This is a genomic window from Corynebacterium faecale, from assembly GCF_030408735.1.
In the GTDB taxonomy this organism is placed as follows: domain Bacteria; phylum Actinomycetota; class Actinomycetes; order Mycobacteriales; family Mycobacteriaceae; genus Corynebacterium; species Corynebacterium faecale.
Genome location: NZ_CP047204.1, coordinates 2,231,398 through 2,245,660, shown reverse-complemented (window position 1 = coordinate 2,245,660; position 14,263 = coordinate 2,231,398). Strand labels below are relative to the sequence as shown.

Annotated in this window: 14 protein-coding genes; 11 read left to right on the top strand and 3 right to left on the bottom strand. The window is 60.9% G+C overall.

Translation table 11 applies throughout. From position 1 onward, the window contains the following. The first annotated feature begins 5 nt into the window (after positions 1 to 5). Both CFAEC_RS10200 and CFAEC_RS10195 read left to right on the top strand, forming a co-directional pair. Positions 6 to 719: a histidine phosphatase family protein gene (locus CFAEC_RS10200; RefSeq protein WP_290276556.1), complete on the top strand. Its 714-nt coding sequence runs from the start codon at positions 6 to 8 to the stop codon at positions 717 to 719. A 78-nt stretch (positions 720 to 797) separates the two neighbouring features. Further along, positions 798 to 1,595, top strand: coding sequence for a DegV family protein (locus CFAEC_RS10195; protein ID WP_290276555.1), 798 nt, complete (start codon positions 798 to 800; stop codon positions 1,593 to 1,595). Between the two features lie 67 nt (positions 1,596 to 1,662). Here the strand turns inward: CFAEC_RS10195 and CFAEC_RS10190 are convergent, their stop codons facing one another. After that, positions 1,663 to 2,358 (bottom strand): superoxide dismutase family protein, encoded by a 696-nt coding sequence (locus CFAEC_RS10190; RefSeq protein ID WP_290276554.1) that lies wholly within the window; start codon positions 2,356 to 2,358, stop codon positions 1,663 to 1,665. 376 nt (positions 2,359 to 2,734) lie between these two features. Here CFAEC_RS10190 and CFAEC_RS10185 point away from each other — a divergent pair, with 376 nt between their 5' ends. The 5 genes from CFAEC_RS10185 to CFAEC_RS10165 all read left to right on the top strand — a co-directional run bounded on the left by CFAEC_RS10185 (position 2,735) and on the right by CFAEC_RS10165 (position 7,245). After that, the gene (locus CFAEC_RS10185) at positions 2,735 to 3,427 is read left to right on the top strand and encodes a ComEA family DNA-binding protein (protein WP_290276553.1); all 693 of its coding nucleotides are present in this window, start codon (positions 2,735 to 2,737) and stop codon (positions 3,425 to 3,427) included. Further along, entirely contained in the window at positions 3,424 to 5,070 is a 1,647-nt protein-coding gene (locus tag CFAEC_RS10180; protein ID WP_290276551.1) for a ComEC/Rec2 family competence protein, read from the top strand. Before CFAEC_RS10185 ends, CFAEC_RS10180 begins: the two co-directional genes overlap by 4 nt. A gap of 16 nt (positions 5,071 to 5,086) precedes the next feature. Next, positions 5,087 to 6,073 (top strand): DNA polymerase III subunit delta, encoded by a 987-nt coding sequence (gene holA / locus CFAEC_RS10175; protein ID WP_290276549.1) that lies wholly within the window; start codon positions 5,087 to 5,089, stop codon positions 6,071 to 6,073. Positions 6,074 to 6,164: 91 nt separating this feature from the next. Further along, the gene (locus tag CFAEC_RS10170; RefSeq protein WP_290276548.1) at positions 6,165 to 6,566 is read left to right on the top strand and encodes an ankyrin repeat domain-containing protein; all 402 of its coding nucleotides are present in this window, start codon (positions 6,165 to 6,167) and stop codon (positions 6,564 to 6,566) included. A gap of 4 nt (positions 6,567 to 6,570) precedes the next feature. Then, positions 6,571 to 7,245, top strand: a complete 675-nt coding sequence (locus CFAEC_RS10165; RefSeq protein WP_290276546.1) for a LysE family translocator — start codon at positions 6,571 to 6,573, stop codon at positions 7,243 to 7,245. Between the two features lie 157 nt (positions 7,246 to 7,402). Here the strand turns inward: CFAEC_RS10165 and rpsT are convergent, their stop codons facing one another. Both rpsT and CFAEC_RS10155 read right to left on the bottom strand, forming a co-directional pair. After that, complete coding sequence (rpsT, locus tag CFAEC_RS10160) at positions 7,403 to 7,666, bottom strand: 30S ribosomal protein S20 (RefSeq protein WP_290276544.1); 264 nt, start codon at positions 7,664 to 7,666, stop codon at positions 7,403 to 7,405. 347 nt (positions 7,667 to 8,013) lie between these two features. Continuing rightward, on the bottom strand, positions 8,014 to 8,643 hold the full coding sequence (locus CFAEC_RS10155; RefSeq protein WP_290276542.1) for a type II toxin-antitoxin system PemK/MazF family toxin: 630 nt from the start codon (positions 8,641 to 8,643) through the stop codon (positions 8,014 to 8,016). A gap of 314 nt (positions 8,644 to 8,957) precedes the next feature. Between CFAEC_RS10155 and lepA the strand changes: the two genes are divergently transcribed. From lepA to CFAEC_RS10135, 4 genes are all read left to right on the top strand, one after another. Next, positions 8,958 to 10,805, top strand: coding sequence for a translation elongation factor 4 (gene lepA, locus CFAEC_RS10150; RefSeq protein ID WP_290276541.1), 1,848 nt, complete (start codon positions 8,958 to 8,960; stop codon positions 10,803 to 10,805). Between the two features lie 434 nt (positions 10,806 to 11,239). Next, entirely contained in the window at positions 11,240 to 12,283 is a 1,044-nt protein-coding gene (locus CFAEC_RS10145; protein ID WP_290276539.1) for a TRAP transporter substrate-binding protein, read from the top strand. Continuing rightward, complete coding sequence (locus tag CFAEC_RS10140; RefSeq protein ID WP_290276536.1) at positions 12,280 to 12,858, top strand: TRAP transporter small permease; 579 nt, start codon at positions 12,280 to 12,282, stop codon at positions 12,856 to 12,858. Before CFAEC_RS10145 ends, CFAEC_RS10140 begins: the two co-directional genes overlap by 4 nt. After that, the gene (locus CFAEC_RS10135) at positions 12,858 to 14,171 is read left to right on the top strand and encodes a TRAP transporter large permease (protein WP_290276534.1); all 1,314 of its coding nucleotides are present in this window, start codon (positions 12,858 to 12,860) and stop codon (positions 14,169 to 14,171) included. The genes CFAEC_RS10140 and CFAEC_RS10135 overlap by 1 nt, the downstream gene beginning before the upstream one ends. Positions 14,172 to 14,263: the final 92 nt, after the last annotated feature.

Here is a 14,263-nt window from a genome sequence, read left to right as displayed (position 1 = left end):
AGACCATGACGCGCCGCCTGATTCTGCTCCGCCACGGGCAGACTGACTACAATGCGACCTCCCGCATGCAGGGCCAGCTGGATACTGAATTATCCGAACTGGGGATCCGCCAGGCGGAGGATGCCGCACGCGTGCTCGCTGGGCAGAATATCGCCCACGTGGTCAGCTCCGACCTCACCCGCGCCCACAAGACAGCGCAGGCGGTGGCGGACCTCATCCAGGCTGATGTGACCACTGATCGCCGTCTCCGGGAAACCCACCTCGGCGAGTGGCAGGCCAAGACGCATCAGGAAATCGATGCGGCCTACCCGGGGGCGCGCGCCAAATGGCGCCATGACCCCCAGTGGGCCCCGCCCGGTGGCGAGTCCCGCATCGAGGTGGCCCGACGGGCCAGGCAGCTTGTCGACGAACTGATGGTCACCCGTTCCGATTGGAACAATGGCACCGTCCTCATCGTCGCCCATGGTGGAACAATCAACGCATTGACCTCCAATCTGCTTGGTCTGGAGTTTGACCAGTATCCGATGTTCTCCGGGTTGGGTAATACCTGCTGGGCGCAACTGACTGCCCGCCCCCGTTATTACCCGGGCAGTGAGAATCCCGAGGATGATCTGAAGAATTCCACGGTGAACACCCCGGGACCTGTTTTTGATCGCAATAATGTGGGTAATGCCCAGTGGTATCTTGACGGGTGGAATATGGGCGTCACCAACAGTTAACGGTTGTCAGTGTTATGGTCGCCGGCCTCCTGCAGGAGGCCGGCCACCATTGAGCGGATTTAAGGGAAGTCGGTTGTCATGGCAGTTCGCGTCATCACGGATTCATCAGCGTGTCTGCCCGATGAAGTGGCCGATGAACTCGACATCACCGTCATTGATCTGCACATGATGCAGAACGGGGAGGAACGCACCACCTCCGGGCTGTCCTCCCTGGAACTCGCGGCAGCCTACGCCCGTCAGTTGGAGCGCGGCGGTGACGCCGGGGTGCTGGCACTGCATCTCTCCAAGGATCTGTCCTCCACCTGGTCCGCCGCGGTCACTGCCGCTGCGGTGTTCGCCGAGGGGGCTGTGCGCGTGGTGGATACCGGGTCGCTCGGCATGGCGGTGGGTGCCGCAGCCATGGCGGCCGCGAAACTGGCCAAGGGCGGTGCTTCACTGGAGGAGTGTTATGACATCGCCGTGGACACCCTGAAACGCTCCGAGACCTGGATCTACCTGCACCGCATCGATGAGCTGCGGCGCTCAGGTCGGATCTCCACGGCCACGGCGATGGTGTCGACGGCGCTGGCGAACCGTCCCATCATGCGTGTCCATGAGGGGCGCATGGAGATCGCCGCAAAGACCCGCACCCAGTCCAAGGCCTTCGCCAAACTGGTGGAGCTCGCCCAGATCCGTGCTGAGGATGCCCCGGTGTTCGTGGCCATCGCCCAGAATGAGGCGCGCGAGGCAGCCAAGGCTCTGGAGGAGTTGCTCACTGATTCTCTTCCGGAGGGGTCGAGTTTCATGATGGTGGATGTTGATCCCACCCTGGCGGTGCATTCCGGACCGGGTGCGATCGCGGTCTCGTGTGTGTTCAGCGCCGAGGATGGGATCTAAAAGAGCTCTCCACGTGCTGGAGCGGTGAGGCACCCGGCCTCACCACCGCTTCGAGGGAGAAACCAGATTATTCAGCGATGACACCACACGCCAGGCGACTGCCGGCATCACCGGTGCTCAACGTATCCTCATCCGCGCCACCCTCGGTATAACGGTCCGGGATATTGGCGTAGTTGTCAGGTGTGGAGTGGATCATCAGCGCGGAGCCGTCCTCATCCTCCAGATCCTCCAGTGTGAACCGGTCAGTTTCGAACGCGAGCATGGCCTCACCGGATTCCTTCACCAGCAGCTGTGGCAGATCACCGGGGTGATCCGGGTGATCGGATTCCCCGGACCCGAGGTGGCTGCCCGCGGAGAGGAAGTCACCTACGTTCTCTGGATCATCCGGGGCGGCGCTGTCGGTCTCACAGAGTCCGGTCTGGTGGATGTGGAGGCCGTAGAAACCCGGCTCCAGATCACTGAATTCGACGGCGATGCTCACGGCATCGTCATTCTCCAGGAAGTCCACGGTGCCGATCTCCGTGCCGTCAGCATTGTTGACGGTGGCGGTCAGCCTGGAATCATCGGCGACGGTGGTGTCGGTGTTGTTGTCCACGGTGTTTGTGGCCTGGGTGGCCTGCTCTGCGGTGGTGGTTGCTGCACTGTTGTCTGTGTCATCCTCCGTTGCACATGCACTGACTGCAAGAAGCCCGGTGGTGGCCAGGACGGCGATGATGGAACGTGGCAGGGATCTTCTGGTATTTGATCGGGATGCGGTGGTCATGATGGTCATGCTCTCCTTAGGTGGCGGCCCAGTGGGGCAGATACCGGGGGAGATGCCCATTTCCACAATGGTGCACAGACGCAACCCCGGTCGGACCTTCTTGGGCCTTCTCGGTTCTCGTGTGGCCCCACGGTACAGAGCGCGGGCGATGGGTGCGGCGGTTTTCTCCATCACCCCAGGTAGGGGGCGTGGAAACGGTGGTTGCGCGGGGAAGGCTACGGGGTCATCCGAGTCGGCTTTTGTGGTGTGTGCCACAGGGGATGTGGGTGAAGGCGGGTGGGTTATCCACAGCGGATAGTTGACCGCCTGATCCATCCACAGGGTGGGGAACCCGCTGGTTGTTCACCGTTGGGAGGGCGGTTTAGCGTGTGTGGGTATGAAGCCCGATATCGCAGCCAGGTTGAAGGACCTGACACGTCCGACGGGGACGGAGGATCTGTTGGATGTGGATTACCCCACGCCCAGATTCGCCGTCTCCCTCCGGCACGCAGCGGTGGTGGCAGGCGTCGCCGTGGTGGGTGCGGGCGGGTGGTTTCTCCTCCGGGAGGATCCCCATGAGCCGGTGACGGTGACGGCGTTGGCACAGTCATCGGTCCAACAGACATCCAGTGAGCAGGACACCGGCATTGTTGTCTCTGTTCTGGGGCATGTGAGCAAACCCGGCCTGGTGACCCTGGCGCCGAATGCCCGGGTGGCGGATGCACTGGCCGCTGCCGGTGCGCTCCCGGATGCCGAGTTGACCACCTTGAACCTGGCGCAGGTGCTGGAGGACGGGGTGCAGATCGTGGTGGTGCCGCAGGGGCAGGCGCCACCGGAGTCGCTGCCACCACCCCCTATTGCCAGTGGCACGGGGATCACGGGTGGCGTGGATGCAGGCGGTCTGGTCTCCCTCAACAGCGCGACGGTAGACGAGCTGGTCACTCTCCCCGGGGTGGGGGAGAAGACAGCCCAGGCGATCCTGCAGTACCGGGACACCAGTGGTGGATTCACATCAGTAGATGATCTTCTCAACGTCAAGGGAATCGGCCCCTCCAAATTTGCGCAGTTGTCAGAGTCGGTGAGGTTATGAGGGAGCTGCGGCTGCTTCCCGCAGCATTGTTGTCGTGGCTGGTGGTGTTATCGGTGATTATCACCCGCCAAGCCTGGGTGGCGGTCGCGCTGATCGCCATTGCGGTGGTGCTCATGGCGATGCTGAAGCAGTGGGGACAGGCAGTCACAGTCAGTGTGTTGGGGGCGGCAACTGCACTGGTGGCCAGGGGACGGGTGCAGGCCGCGGAAAGGTTTATCTTTCCTGAGGCGATCACGGGGACGGTGGAATCATCAAAGAAACTGGGGGAGGGGCTTTCCATCATCCGGCTCGGGGTGGAGGGCTATCCGACGGTGGTTCCGGTGATCATCAACGGACCTCAGGAGGTGCCCAGATCCGCCCGGGTGCTGGTGGAGGGATCAGCAGCGGACAGCAACCGTCCGGGCCTGGGGACCGTGCTCATCACCACCCCTGAGGTTGAGGTGCTGCAGGAGGCCCACGGGTACGCAGGCTGGGTCAACAGGGTGCGGGATTCCTTTGCGGAATCGGTGGTGCGTCACGTCGGGGATTCCTCTCAGGGACTGATCCCTGGGATGGTCCTGGGTGATACCCGCCTGCAGGACACCGTGGAGGAGCAGACCTACATTGACACGGGTCTGTCCCACCTCTCGGCGGTGAGTGGGGCAAATGTCTCCATCACCACCACCTCCGTGATGGTGGTGCTGGCACTATTAACGATCGGGCCACGCATCCAGCTGGGATGGGCCGCAGTCGCACTCGTGGTGTTTGTCTCCCTGGTGGGGACGGAACCCAGCGTGCTGCGTGCGGCGGTCACCGGCATGGTGGGCCTGGCTGCCGTGGTGAATTCCCGCCGGATGGAACCGGTCCATGGCTTATGCCTTGCGGTGATCGGGTTGTTGTTCTGGGATTCCGATCTGGCTGTCCAATACGGATTCATTCTCTCCGTGGTGGCCACGGCGGGCATCGTGATGCTGTTTCCCCTGCTCTACCGGGCGCTGTCTGGAACCGGATGGCCGGATATCCTCGTGCGGGCAGTGGCTGTGGCGATCGCAGCGGATGTGGTGACCATGCCGATCATCGCGGTGATGGCGGGCCGGGTATCACTGGTGGCGGTGCTGGCCAATGTGCTGGTGGCGCCCGCCGTGGCACCGGTGACCGTGGTGGGATTGATCGCGGTGATCCTCACCCTGCTACCCGGTGGCCTGGAGCTCCTTGCGCTGAAGGTGGTGGAGCCGTTCACCTGGTGGATCCACCACGTGGGTGTGTTCTGTCAGGGATTACCCATCGCCACGGTGGAGGTCGCCGAGGGGGTGACCGGGATCCTGTGGGTCGTGGTCATCTGTTGCTGGGTGATCGTGGGCGTCCACCTCCGCCTGGTGAAGGTCATGGCACTGGCTCTCGTGGGTGTCCTGGTTGTTCAATGGAACAGCAACCGGCCACCGGCGGTGGTGGATCCGGCCACGGTGGGGTACGTGGTCGTCGACAAGCTCCCTGAAGCCGTGCCACCCGGCACGGGGCTGATCATTGTCACCGACCCGGACGGGGAGGCTGCGGACAGGCCGACCGCAACGCGGGAGGGGGTGCCGGTGATGTTCCCGAACCGCGACGGGGAGGTGACGTTACATGTGGATGGTTCCCAGCATGCAGCTGACGGGCGTTTCTGATCGCTGATGTGGCACGATGGATCCCGTGACTAATGCCCTGACCCCACCTGTACCCATGATTCATCTCATCGTTGGGGATGATGAATTCCTGGCGGAACGTGCACGCCAGGGCATCGTCAATCAGATCAAGGCGTCGCTGCCGGAGGGGGAGGATCTGCCCGTCACCGTGATGCGCGCCGGTGAGGTATCGGAATATGAACTGATCGATCTGCTGTCGCCGTCTCTGTTCGCAGAGGATCGCGTGGTGGTGCTCACCCACATGGATCAGGCGGGGCAGGAACCGGCCAACCTCGTGCTCAAGGCGGCTGTGGATCCCGCGCCGGGAATCTACATGATCATCGTCCACTCGGGAGGTGGTCGCACCAAGCAGATGGTGGCCAAGTTCAAGAAGATCTCCGTGGTGCATGAGGCCACCAAACTGAAAGACCGTGAGCTGCCCGGTTGGGTGATGCAGGAGTTCCGCGGTCATGGTGTCAAGGTCACACCGGATGTGGTGCACGCGGTCCTGGAGGGAGTCGGATCTGATCTGCGGGAGCTCGCCTCAGCCGTCGGCCAGCTGGTATCCGACACCAACGGTGCCGTGACCGTGGAGAAGGTCCGTGCCTATTATGTGGGTGTTGCGGAGGTTTCCGGTTTTGATGTTGCTGATCTCGCGTGTGCCGGGCAGGTGTCCAAGGCGGTGGCCAGCACCCGCCGGGCGTTGCAGCTCGGTGCGAGTCCCGTTGCACTGGCGGCGGCGTTGAGCATGAAGGTGGGGCAGATCGCCCGGCTGTATTCCACGCGCGGCCGCATCGACTCCGGTCGCCTGGCCGGGGTGCTGGGGTTGCCGCCGTTCGTGGTGGAGAAGGTGGCCAAGCAGGCCCGCACCTGGTCCGGTGACGCGGTCAGTGACGCGGTGATCCTCATGGCGGAGCTGGACGCCGCGGTGAAGGGCCGGGGCGGTGACCCGGAGTTCGCCATCGAATCCGCGGTGCGACGGGTGGCGGAGCTGGCGCGCAAGTAGGTGCGCCCGCCGGCTTGCGCTGGGCGTGCACACAGGCGCTTGCCGACGCACAACCCAGCTCGCCAGGAGACGCCGGGTAGGATGTCCTTCCATGACGGATTCACAACTGCCAGATGATGTACAGGAGCTGGTCACACGGCTGTTCGGCTATGCCCGTTCAGGAGGCGAGGAGGCCACACAGGCGCTGGATCTCTACCTGCAGAACGGACTTGACGCCAACCTGAGCAACCAGGATGGTAATTCCCTGCTCATGATCGCCGCCTACGGTGGCAACTTGGATATCCTGGACGTGCTGATCAAGCACGGGGCGGATGTGAACAAGGTGAACAACCGCAACCAGTCCCCGCTGGCTGGTGCGATCTTCAAGAAAGAAGACGAAGTCATTGACCGCCTTCTGGACGCAGGGGCGGACCCTGCCTGCGGAACACCCAATGCGGTGGATACAGCCCGCATGTTCGGGCGTGAGGATCTCCTGACCCGCTTCGAAGCATAATCCGGTGGATTGGGCTGCACTTGGAACCCTGATCCTGCTCAACATCGTGGGCAGTCTCTCCCCGGGGCCAGATACATTCTTTCTTCTCCGACTGGCCACCCGTTCGCGGATCCACGCGATCATGGGTGTCAGCGGAATCGTCACCGGACTCACCGTCTGGGTGACCCTGACCGTGGTGGGTGCGGCGACCCTGCTCACCACCTACCCCTCCATCCTCAGTGTGATTCAGCTGCTGGGCGGAGGTTATCTCACGTGGATGGGATACAAGATGGGGCGCGGGGCCATCAGGGAACTCCTTGATGCCCGGGCATTCCAGTTCAGCAACCAGGCCCGGCCCATCCCGGACGTGGGCGCCACCCTGGGGACCCCGGCGCAGGCCTACCGTCAGGGGCTGGCCACCAACCTGTCCAACCCCAAGGTGGTCATGTATTTCGCGGCCATCCTCGCACCGCTCATGCCTGCGAACCCCTCCCTCACGGTGGCGCTGATCATCATCTTTGCCATCCTGATCCAGACCTGGGTGGTGTTCAGTGTGTTGTGCGTGATCGTCTCCACCGAGAGGATCCGTACCGCCGTGCTCCGGGCAGGACCTATCTTTGACCTGGTGGCCGCCGTGGTGTTCGTAGCCGTGGGCGTCACCTTGCTCTTCGAGGGTTCTACCCAGCTGATGTTCGGTTAGCCAGCAGCACCGCGGCCAGACCGGGAAACCCACCCCGCGCGGCAGGTGGTTTTATGGACCGTGGGGCCGTTGAGCTCTCGGGTTCCCAAGGCGGAGGGACACGAAAAACTCCGAACCAGTTGATCACCGGTTCGGAGTTTCTACGTTGGTGCTGAAATTAGCCGAGCTTGTTGAAAGCACGTGCCAGGGAAGACTTCTTGTTCGCCGCGTTGTTGCGGTGGAAGACACCCTTGGTGACAGCCTTGTCCAGTGCACGGGAAGCAACGCGCAGCTGAGCCTCAGCTGCAGCCTTGTCGCCACCTTCGATTGCAGCCTGGAACTTGCGCAGTTCGGTGCGGACGGAGGAGCGGACGGTCTGGTTACGCAGACGTGCCTTCTCGTTGGTCTTGTTACGCTTGATCTGAGACTTGATGTTTGCCATCGGACTACCTCTTGAACTTTCTAGTTAAAGTTGTGTACAAACCCAGTCCCGGACATCTCCCCGCATCACATGGGAACTCCCAGGTAAAGCTTCGGTATGACGTGCTGCGAACCCAAGGTCCTGCCCGCATGCGCGTCCTACTGTTTCCGGAAATGGACAACAGCCTACAAGGTTATCACCCTGCACCACTGACGTACAAAAACCGCAACCTGCGGGATGGGGTTTGCAGGAAACCGGCGCGAAGCCAGCAGGGGATCTTCAAGCTGGGCATCTGTATGCGGGTCATCTGCATGGGTGAGCTGGCGCGGAAGTGCCTGGACTGGAGAAGCACCTGGGCTGAAAGAACGCTAAGCCCAGCTGAATTCATTACGCAGGCGGTTGGCCAGGCGCTCAAAACGGCCACGGGGGATCACGGTGCCCTGTCGGCGGGTACCCAGCTCGGATACCTCGAGGATGCGGTCGACGCGGACCCAGCTCTGGCGGCCGCGTTCGTCCCATCCGCCGGCACCGATATCAATCCAGGAATCATCTCCGCGATGTTCAGGATTGCAGGAGATCAGCAGGCCGAGAATGGTGGATCTTGTTCTGCCCACCACCACCATCGCGCGTTCACGGGGTGGGTTGCCCACACCATCGGTCGGGGCCCAGATCCAGACAACTTCTCCCGGGTCAGCCTGGCCGTCCATATCGGGGGCATAGAAGATGGGGCGTGCCATAGATTCGGTCGGAACCACGTTGATCTCAGTCGGGGCGTGGAACATCTGGGGCCCACTGGAACGGGTGTGATCACCGTCGTCGGAGGTGGCATCGGTCTCATCGATGCCCAACCCGTCACGGATGACGGCGAGGCTCTCATCGACCTTGGTTTTCTGGGGCTGGGTGAGGAATCGGAACGCGCGTCTAAACAGGCCGGGACTCCCTTTGGGGTGACGGTCTCCCGTGGAACCACGGGAGTAGCGTGCGAGCGTGGAGCTCATATCTCACCTGTTTTCCTGCTTATGCACGAGGGGTGTGGCGTGCGGAACGATCCGTTAATCCTCCCAAACCCATTGTGGGATCTTGTGTTGTTTATCGCAAGACGTTTGTATGTGTTACATCACATGGGGGTAGGTGGTGTGGGGTCGGAGGCGGGCCATCCGGATTTGCCTGGGCTCCCTGTTGCCCCACCAGGCGCCCCAGCAGTTGTCCCAGCAAAAAGCGTATTCTGAAGTTGTTCAGACACTGTTTAACAGGAGGCCACCGCTCAGGTAGAGTATGGGTCGTTATTTAATTGAAGGGACCCCTGACGCATATGGCAGAGAAATTTGCAGAAAAGACTTTTACGGATCCATCTATGATCCGTAACTTCTGCATCATCGCCCACATTGACCACGGAAAGTCGACGCTAGCCGACCGCATCCTCCAGCTCTCGAATGTTGTGGATGCTCGTGACATGCGTGCGCAGTACCTGGACAACATGGATATCGAGCGTGAGCGCGGTATCACCATCAAGGCTCAGAACGTCCGCCTTCCCTGGGTGCCCCGCACGGGCGAGTATGAAGGCCAGGAGATCGTCATGCAGATGATTGACACTCCAGGTCACGTCGACTTCACCTATGAGGTTTCCCGCGCTCTTGAGGCCTGTGAGGGTGCGATCCTGCTGGTTGATGCCGCTCAGGGCATTGAGGCCCAGACGCTGGCCAACCTGTATCTGGCCATGGAGAATGATCTTGCGATCATCCCCGTGCTCAATAAGATCGACCTCCCGGCGGCGGATCCGGATAAGTTTGCCCTGGAGATCGCCAACATCGTCGGTTGTGAACCCGAGGATGTGCTGCGGGTCTCCGGCAAGACCGGCGTGGGTGTTCCTGAGCTGCTGGACAAGGTGGTTGAGCTCATCCCTGCACCATCCCGTGGTGTGTCCGAGGATGCCCCGGCCCGTGCCATGATCTTTGACTCCGTCTACGACACCTACCGCGGCGTGGTCACCTATATCCGTGTGATGGATGGCAAGCTGACCCCGCGCCAGAAGGTCCAGATGATGTCGACCGGCACCACCTATGAACTCTTAGAGATCGGCATTGTCAGCCCCACTCCGAAGAAGTGTGAGGGGTTGGGCCCCGGTGAGGTCGGTTATTTGATCACCGGCGTGAAGGATGTCCGTCAGTCCAAGGTCGGCGATACCGTCACCTGGGCGAATAAAGGTGCTGTTGAGCCGCTGCAGGGGTATAAGGAACCCACCCCGATGGTGTATTCCGGTCTGTTCCCGATGTCCCAGGCGGATTTCCCCGTCCTGCGTGATGCGCTGGAGAAGCTCCAGCTCAATGATGCATCGCTGACCTATGAGCCTGAGACCTCTGTGGCCCTGGGCTTTGGTTTCCGTTGTGGTTTCCTTGGGCTGTTGCACATGGAGATCACCCGCGACCGCCTTGAGCGCGAGTTTGATCTTGATCTGATCTCCACGGCACCGTCGGTGAATTACCGGGTTGTCGATGAGGCCGGCCAGGAACACTTTGTTCATAACCCCGCTGACTGGCCGGGTGGCAAGCTCACCGAGGTCTATGAGCCGATCGTGAAGGTCACCATCATCGTGCCCGCTGAGTTTGTGGGCCCCACGATGGAATTGTGTCAGACCAAACGTGGTCAGATGGGTGGCATGGACTACCTGTCCGAGGACCGCGTGGAGTTGCGCTACACCATGCCGCTCGGTGAGATCATCTTCGATTTCTTCGACATGTTGAAGTCCCGCACCAAGGGTTATGCCTCACTCAACTATGAGGAGGCCGGTGAGCAGACCGCTGACCTGGTCAAGGTGGATATCCTCCTGCAGGGTGAGCCCGTGGATGCATTCTCTGCGATTGTCCACCGCGACAACGCCCACTGGTACGGCAATAAGATGACCGTGAAGCTGAAGGAACTCATCCCGCGTCAGCAGTTCGAGGTGCCGATCCAGGCCGCGATCGGTTCCAAGATCATCGCCCGTGAGAATATCCGCGCACTGCGCAAGGACGTTCTGGCCAAGTGTTACGGCGGTGACATCTCCCGTAAGCGCAAACTGCTGGAGAAGCAGAAGGCCGGTAAGAAGCGCATGAAGAACATCGGTTCGGTGGAGGTTCCGCAGGAGGCGTTCGTTGCAGCGCTGTCCACGGACGAGGGCTAAAAACAAAGAGCTTTTCGACGCCTGTGCTTGACGCACAGGGTTCGTCGGGGAGCTCTTTTGTTGTGGTGGGGGCGCTGGGGGAGGGGTTCCCGGGCGTCTCCATCCGGGGGGAACTGACTGAATTTAATTGTTATGGCAACGATCGGTCAGTACGGACGTTCTAAATGATCGTATCTAACCCTAAATTGGGGTAAAAGCATCATCGTTATGCAAGGTCAGCTCATGTGCGTAGCGTGAAGAGTGTTACTTCAATTCACCCTCTGTTAATCTGCCCACAATCAATGGTCATTCCAAATCCATCCTTTTTCGCTCGGAATCGATCCGGTAAGGCCATTGGAACACGTGGATAGATGCTGTGGCGTGTTTGGGGATCAAGGTTGTGCATCTCCGGGCCACCTGCAGTGTCATCTGAAAAGATTTGGAGAATAAGCCCCATGCGAACCCGTGCTCCCGCAGTGGTCGGCCTTCTGGCGGCAGCCAGTCTTGGTCTGACCGCCTGCGCAGACCTCGGTGGCCTCGACCTGGAGTCTGTCGGTGATGAAGGGAAGACCACCTACATCAAACTGGCTCTGAACCAGGCGGAAACCCACCCCAGTTATATTGCTCTCGCGAATCTGTCCGACCGTTTTGAGGAAGCGACGGATGGACGCTGGAAGATCGAGGTGTTCCCGAATGAACAGCTCGGTTCCCAGCAGGAGGTTCTCCAGTTTGTGAAATCCGGTGCCATTGAAATGGCCATTGTGTCCGGAACTCAGCTGGAAAACATGAACAAGGACTTCCAGGTTCTCAACATGCCCACCACCTTCAGTTCCATTGAGCACCAGATGAATGTGATCCGGGACCAGGATCTCATGGAACCGCTGTTCCAGAGCCTTGCGGATACCGACAATATCTCGGTCATCGGAGGGTTCACCCAGGGCACCCGAAACCTCTACACCAGTGATGGTGGAGTGGTGACCCCGGCTGACCTGGCAGGTCAGAAGATCCGTGTTCAGGAATCCGCCATGCATATCCGCATGATTGAGCTCATGGGCGGCTCGGCCACCCCGCTGTCCTACGGCGAGGTCTACACCGCCATCCAGTCCGGTGTCCTCGATGGCGCGGAGAATAACGAAGTCAGTTATGTCACGCAGAACCATCACGAGGTGGCCCGCTTCCACAGCAACACCGAACACCTCGTCGGACTCGACTACATGGTGATGCGTGATGATCTCCTCGATGCCATGGATGATGCGGACCGTGAACTGTTCCTCCAGGAATGGGACGCGGCGATGGATGAGCACACCGATCTCTGGAACTCCGAGACGGACGCTGCCATTGAGCGTGCCAAGGCATCCGGCGCGGAATTTGTGCAGGTTGATGAGCAGGCCTTCGCTGAGGCCCTGGCTCCGATCCGGGATGAATTCCTCACCAATGATTTCCAGCGCGGTCTCTATGACGCGGTCCGTGACGCTGACACCGGGGAGAATGCATCATGATCACCATGAAAGCTGTGCTCACCAGGTTCCTGGGTGTGGTCAGTGTCATCCTGTTCGCCATTCTGGTCTGTGTGACCGTCTGGCAGGTGTTCACCCGCCAGGTGCTCAATGATTCATCCACCTGGTCTGAGGAACTGTCCAAGATCCTCTTCGTCTGGCTCGCCTTCAGTGGTGCTGCGTTCCTCTTCGGCGAACGTGGCCATATCGCCGTGGATTTCCTCGCGCGCAAACTGCCGGTGGCCACGCAGCGCATCCTGCAGATGGTCGTTCAGGTCATCATCATGGTCTTCGCTGTTCTCGCCATGATCTGGGGTGGCTACCTGGCTGCCTCCATCGCGTGGAACCAGCAGATGACCGCACTGCCACTGACCCTGGGATGGGTCTACGTGGTCATTCCGATCGCGGGTGTGTTCATCGCCATCTTCGCTGTGGTGGACCTGATCTCGGTTGCCACCGGTCGCGAACCCGCCTACCCGGAGATCGATGAGGGCGAGGAACCCATCCACATGGAAGAGCTCGAGGGGCACGATCCCGCGCACCCCGATGCCATCTCCTCTGAAAGGAGGGACTCCTGATGTTGTCACCAGCAGCTGTCGCTGCCATGATCCTTCTGATCGGCATCGTTGTCCTCATCGTCGCCTCTGTCCCGGTCGCCATCGCCATCGGCCTGCCCTCGTTGTTCGCCGCGATGGCGGTGCTCGGTCCCGAGAACGCCGCGCAGGCTGTCACTCAGCGTATGTTCACCGGCACCAATTCATTTACCCTGCTGGCCATCCCGTTCTTCGTGTTGGCAGGATCCCTGATGAACTCCGGTGGCATCGCAACCAGGCTTATCGACGCCGCCAAAGTCCTCGTCGGCCGCATGCCGGCCTCCATGGCTAACACCAATATCGCCGCGAACGGCATGTTCGGTGCCGTGTCCGGAGCTGCGGTGGCCGCCGCCTCAGCTGTGGGTACCGTCATGACCCCACGCATGAGGGAGGAGGGTTACTCCCGGCCATACGCTGCCGCGGTGAACGTCGCCTCCGCCCCGGCCGGCATGCTCCTCCCGCCGTCCAACACCTTCATCGTGTACTCCCTGGTCTCCTCCACCTCCATTGCCGCGCTGTTCATGGCGGGTGTCGGACCGGGTCTGTTGTGGCTGCTGGCTGTGGCCATCGTGGGTACCTTGTTGGCACGCCGTGAGAATTACAAGCGCGCCACCGATCATCCGACGTTCCCGCAGGCTCTGCTCATCATCTGGCGCGCGGTTCCCTCACTGCTGATGATTTTCATCGTCGTCGGCGGTATCCTGCTCGGTTGGTTCACCCCGACGGAATCCGCCGCCATCGCGGTGGTCTACTGCCTGGTCCTGGGTTTCGCCTACGGTGCCATCCGGGTACGGGACCTGCCTGAGATTCTGCTCAAGGCAACCCGCACCACCTCCATCGTGATGATGCTGATCGCGGTCTCCTCCGCGCTGTCCTGGGTCATGGCTTTCGCCCGGATCCCGCAGATGATCTCTGATGGTCTGCTGGCGGTCTCGGATTCCCGTGTGGTCATCCTGCTCATCATGATGATCATCCTGTTGCTGATCGGTACCGTCATGGATCCGACTCCGGCGATCCTGATCTTCGTTCCGATCTTCCTGCCTGTGGTCATGGAGCTGGGAGTGGATCCAGTCCACTTCGGTGCCATGGTGGTGATGAACCTGTCACTCGGTGTGATCACACCGCCGGTGGGTAACGTCCTCTTCGTGGGTGCCCAGGTTGCCGGGCTCCGGGTGGAATCGGTCATCGGACGCCTCTGGCCTTACCTGGGTGCGATCCTCATCGCGCTGTTCCTGGTGGTCTTCATCCCGCAGATCTCCATGTGGCTGCCGACCGTGATGGGTCTGGTGGGAGGCTGATAGCCACCTTGTCCACTGGCATGGTCAACTTTGTGTGAGCCCGGATTCCCGAAAGGGGATCCGGGCTTAATTTTTCCCTGATTCAAGAAGTT

Bases quoted from the DNA above. Each gene is read 5' to 3' on its own strand.
- CFAEC_RS10200 (WP_290276556.1), top strand. From the start codon at position 6: ATGACGCGCCGCCTGATTCTGCTCCGCCACGGGCAGACTGACTACAAT.
- CFAEC_RS10195 (WP_290276555.1), top strand. From the start codon at position 798: ATGGCAGTTCGCGTCATCACGGATTCATCAGCGTGTCTGCCCGATGAA.
- CFAEC_RS10190 (WP_290276554.1), bottom strand. From the start codon at position 2,358: ATGACCACCGCATCCCGATCAAATACCAGAAGATCCCTGCCACGTTCC.
- CFAEC_RS10185 (WP_290276553.1), top strand. From the start codon at position 2,735: ATGAAGCCCGATATCGCAGCCAGGTTGAAGGACCTGACACGTCCGACG.
- CFAEC_RS10180 (WP_290276551.1), top strand. From the start codon at position 3,424: ATGAGGGAGCTGCGGCTGCTTCCCGCAGCATTGTTGTCGTGGCTGGTG.
- holA (WP_290276549.1), top strand. From the start codon at position 5,087: ATGGATCCCGTGACTAATGCCCTGACCCCACCTGTACCCATGATTCAT.
- CFAEC_RS10170 (WP_290276548.1), top strand. From the start codon at position 6,165: ATGACGGATTCACAACTGCCAGATGATGTACAGGAGCTGGTCACACGG.
- rpsT (WP_290276544.1), bottom strand. From the start codon at position 7,666: ATGGCAAACATCAAGTCTCAGATCAAGCGTAACAAGACCAACGAGAAG.
- CFAEC_RS10155 (WP_290276542.1), bottom strand. From the start codon at position 8,643: ATGAGCTCCACGCTCGCACGCTACTCCCGTGGTTCCACGGGAGACCGT.
- lepA (WP_290276541.1), top strand. From the start codon at position 8,958: ATGGCAGAGAAATTTGCAGAAAAGACTTTTACGGATCCATCTATGATC.
- CFAEC_RS10145 (WP_290276539.1), top strand. From the start codon at position 11,240: ATGCGAACCCGTGCTCCCGCAGTGGTCGGCCTTCTGGCGGCAGCCAGT.
- CFAEC_RS10140 (WP_290276536.1), top strand. From the start codon at position 12,280: ATGATCACCATGAAAGCTGTGCTCACCAGGTTCCTGGGTGTGGTCAGT.
- CFAEC_RS10135 (WP_290276534.1), top strand. From the start codon at position 12,858: ATGTTGTCACCAGCAGCTGTCGCTGCCATGATCCTTCTGATCGGCATC.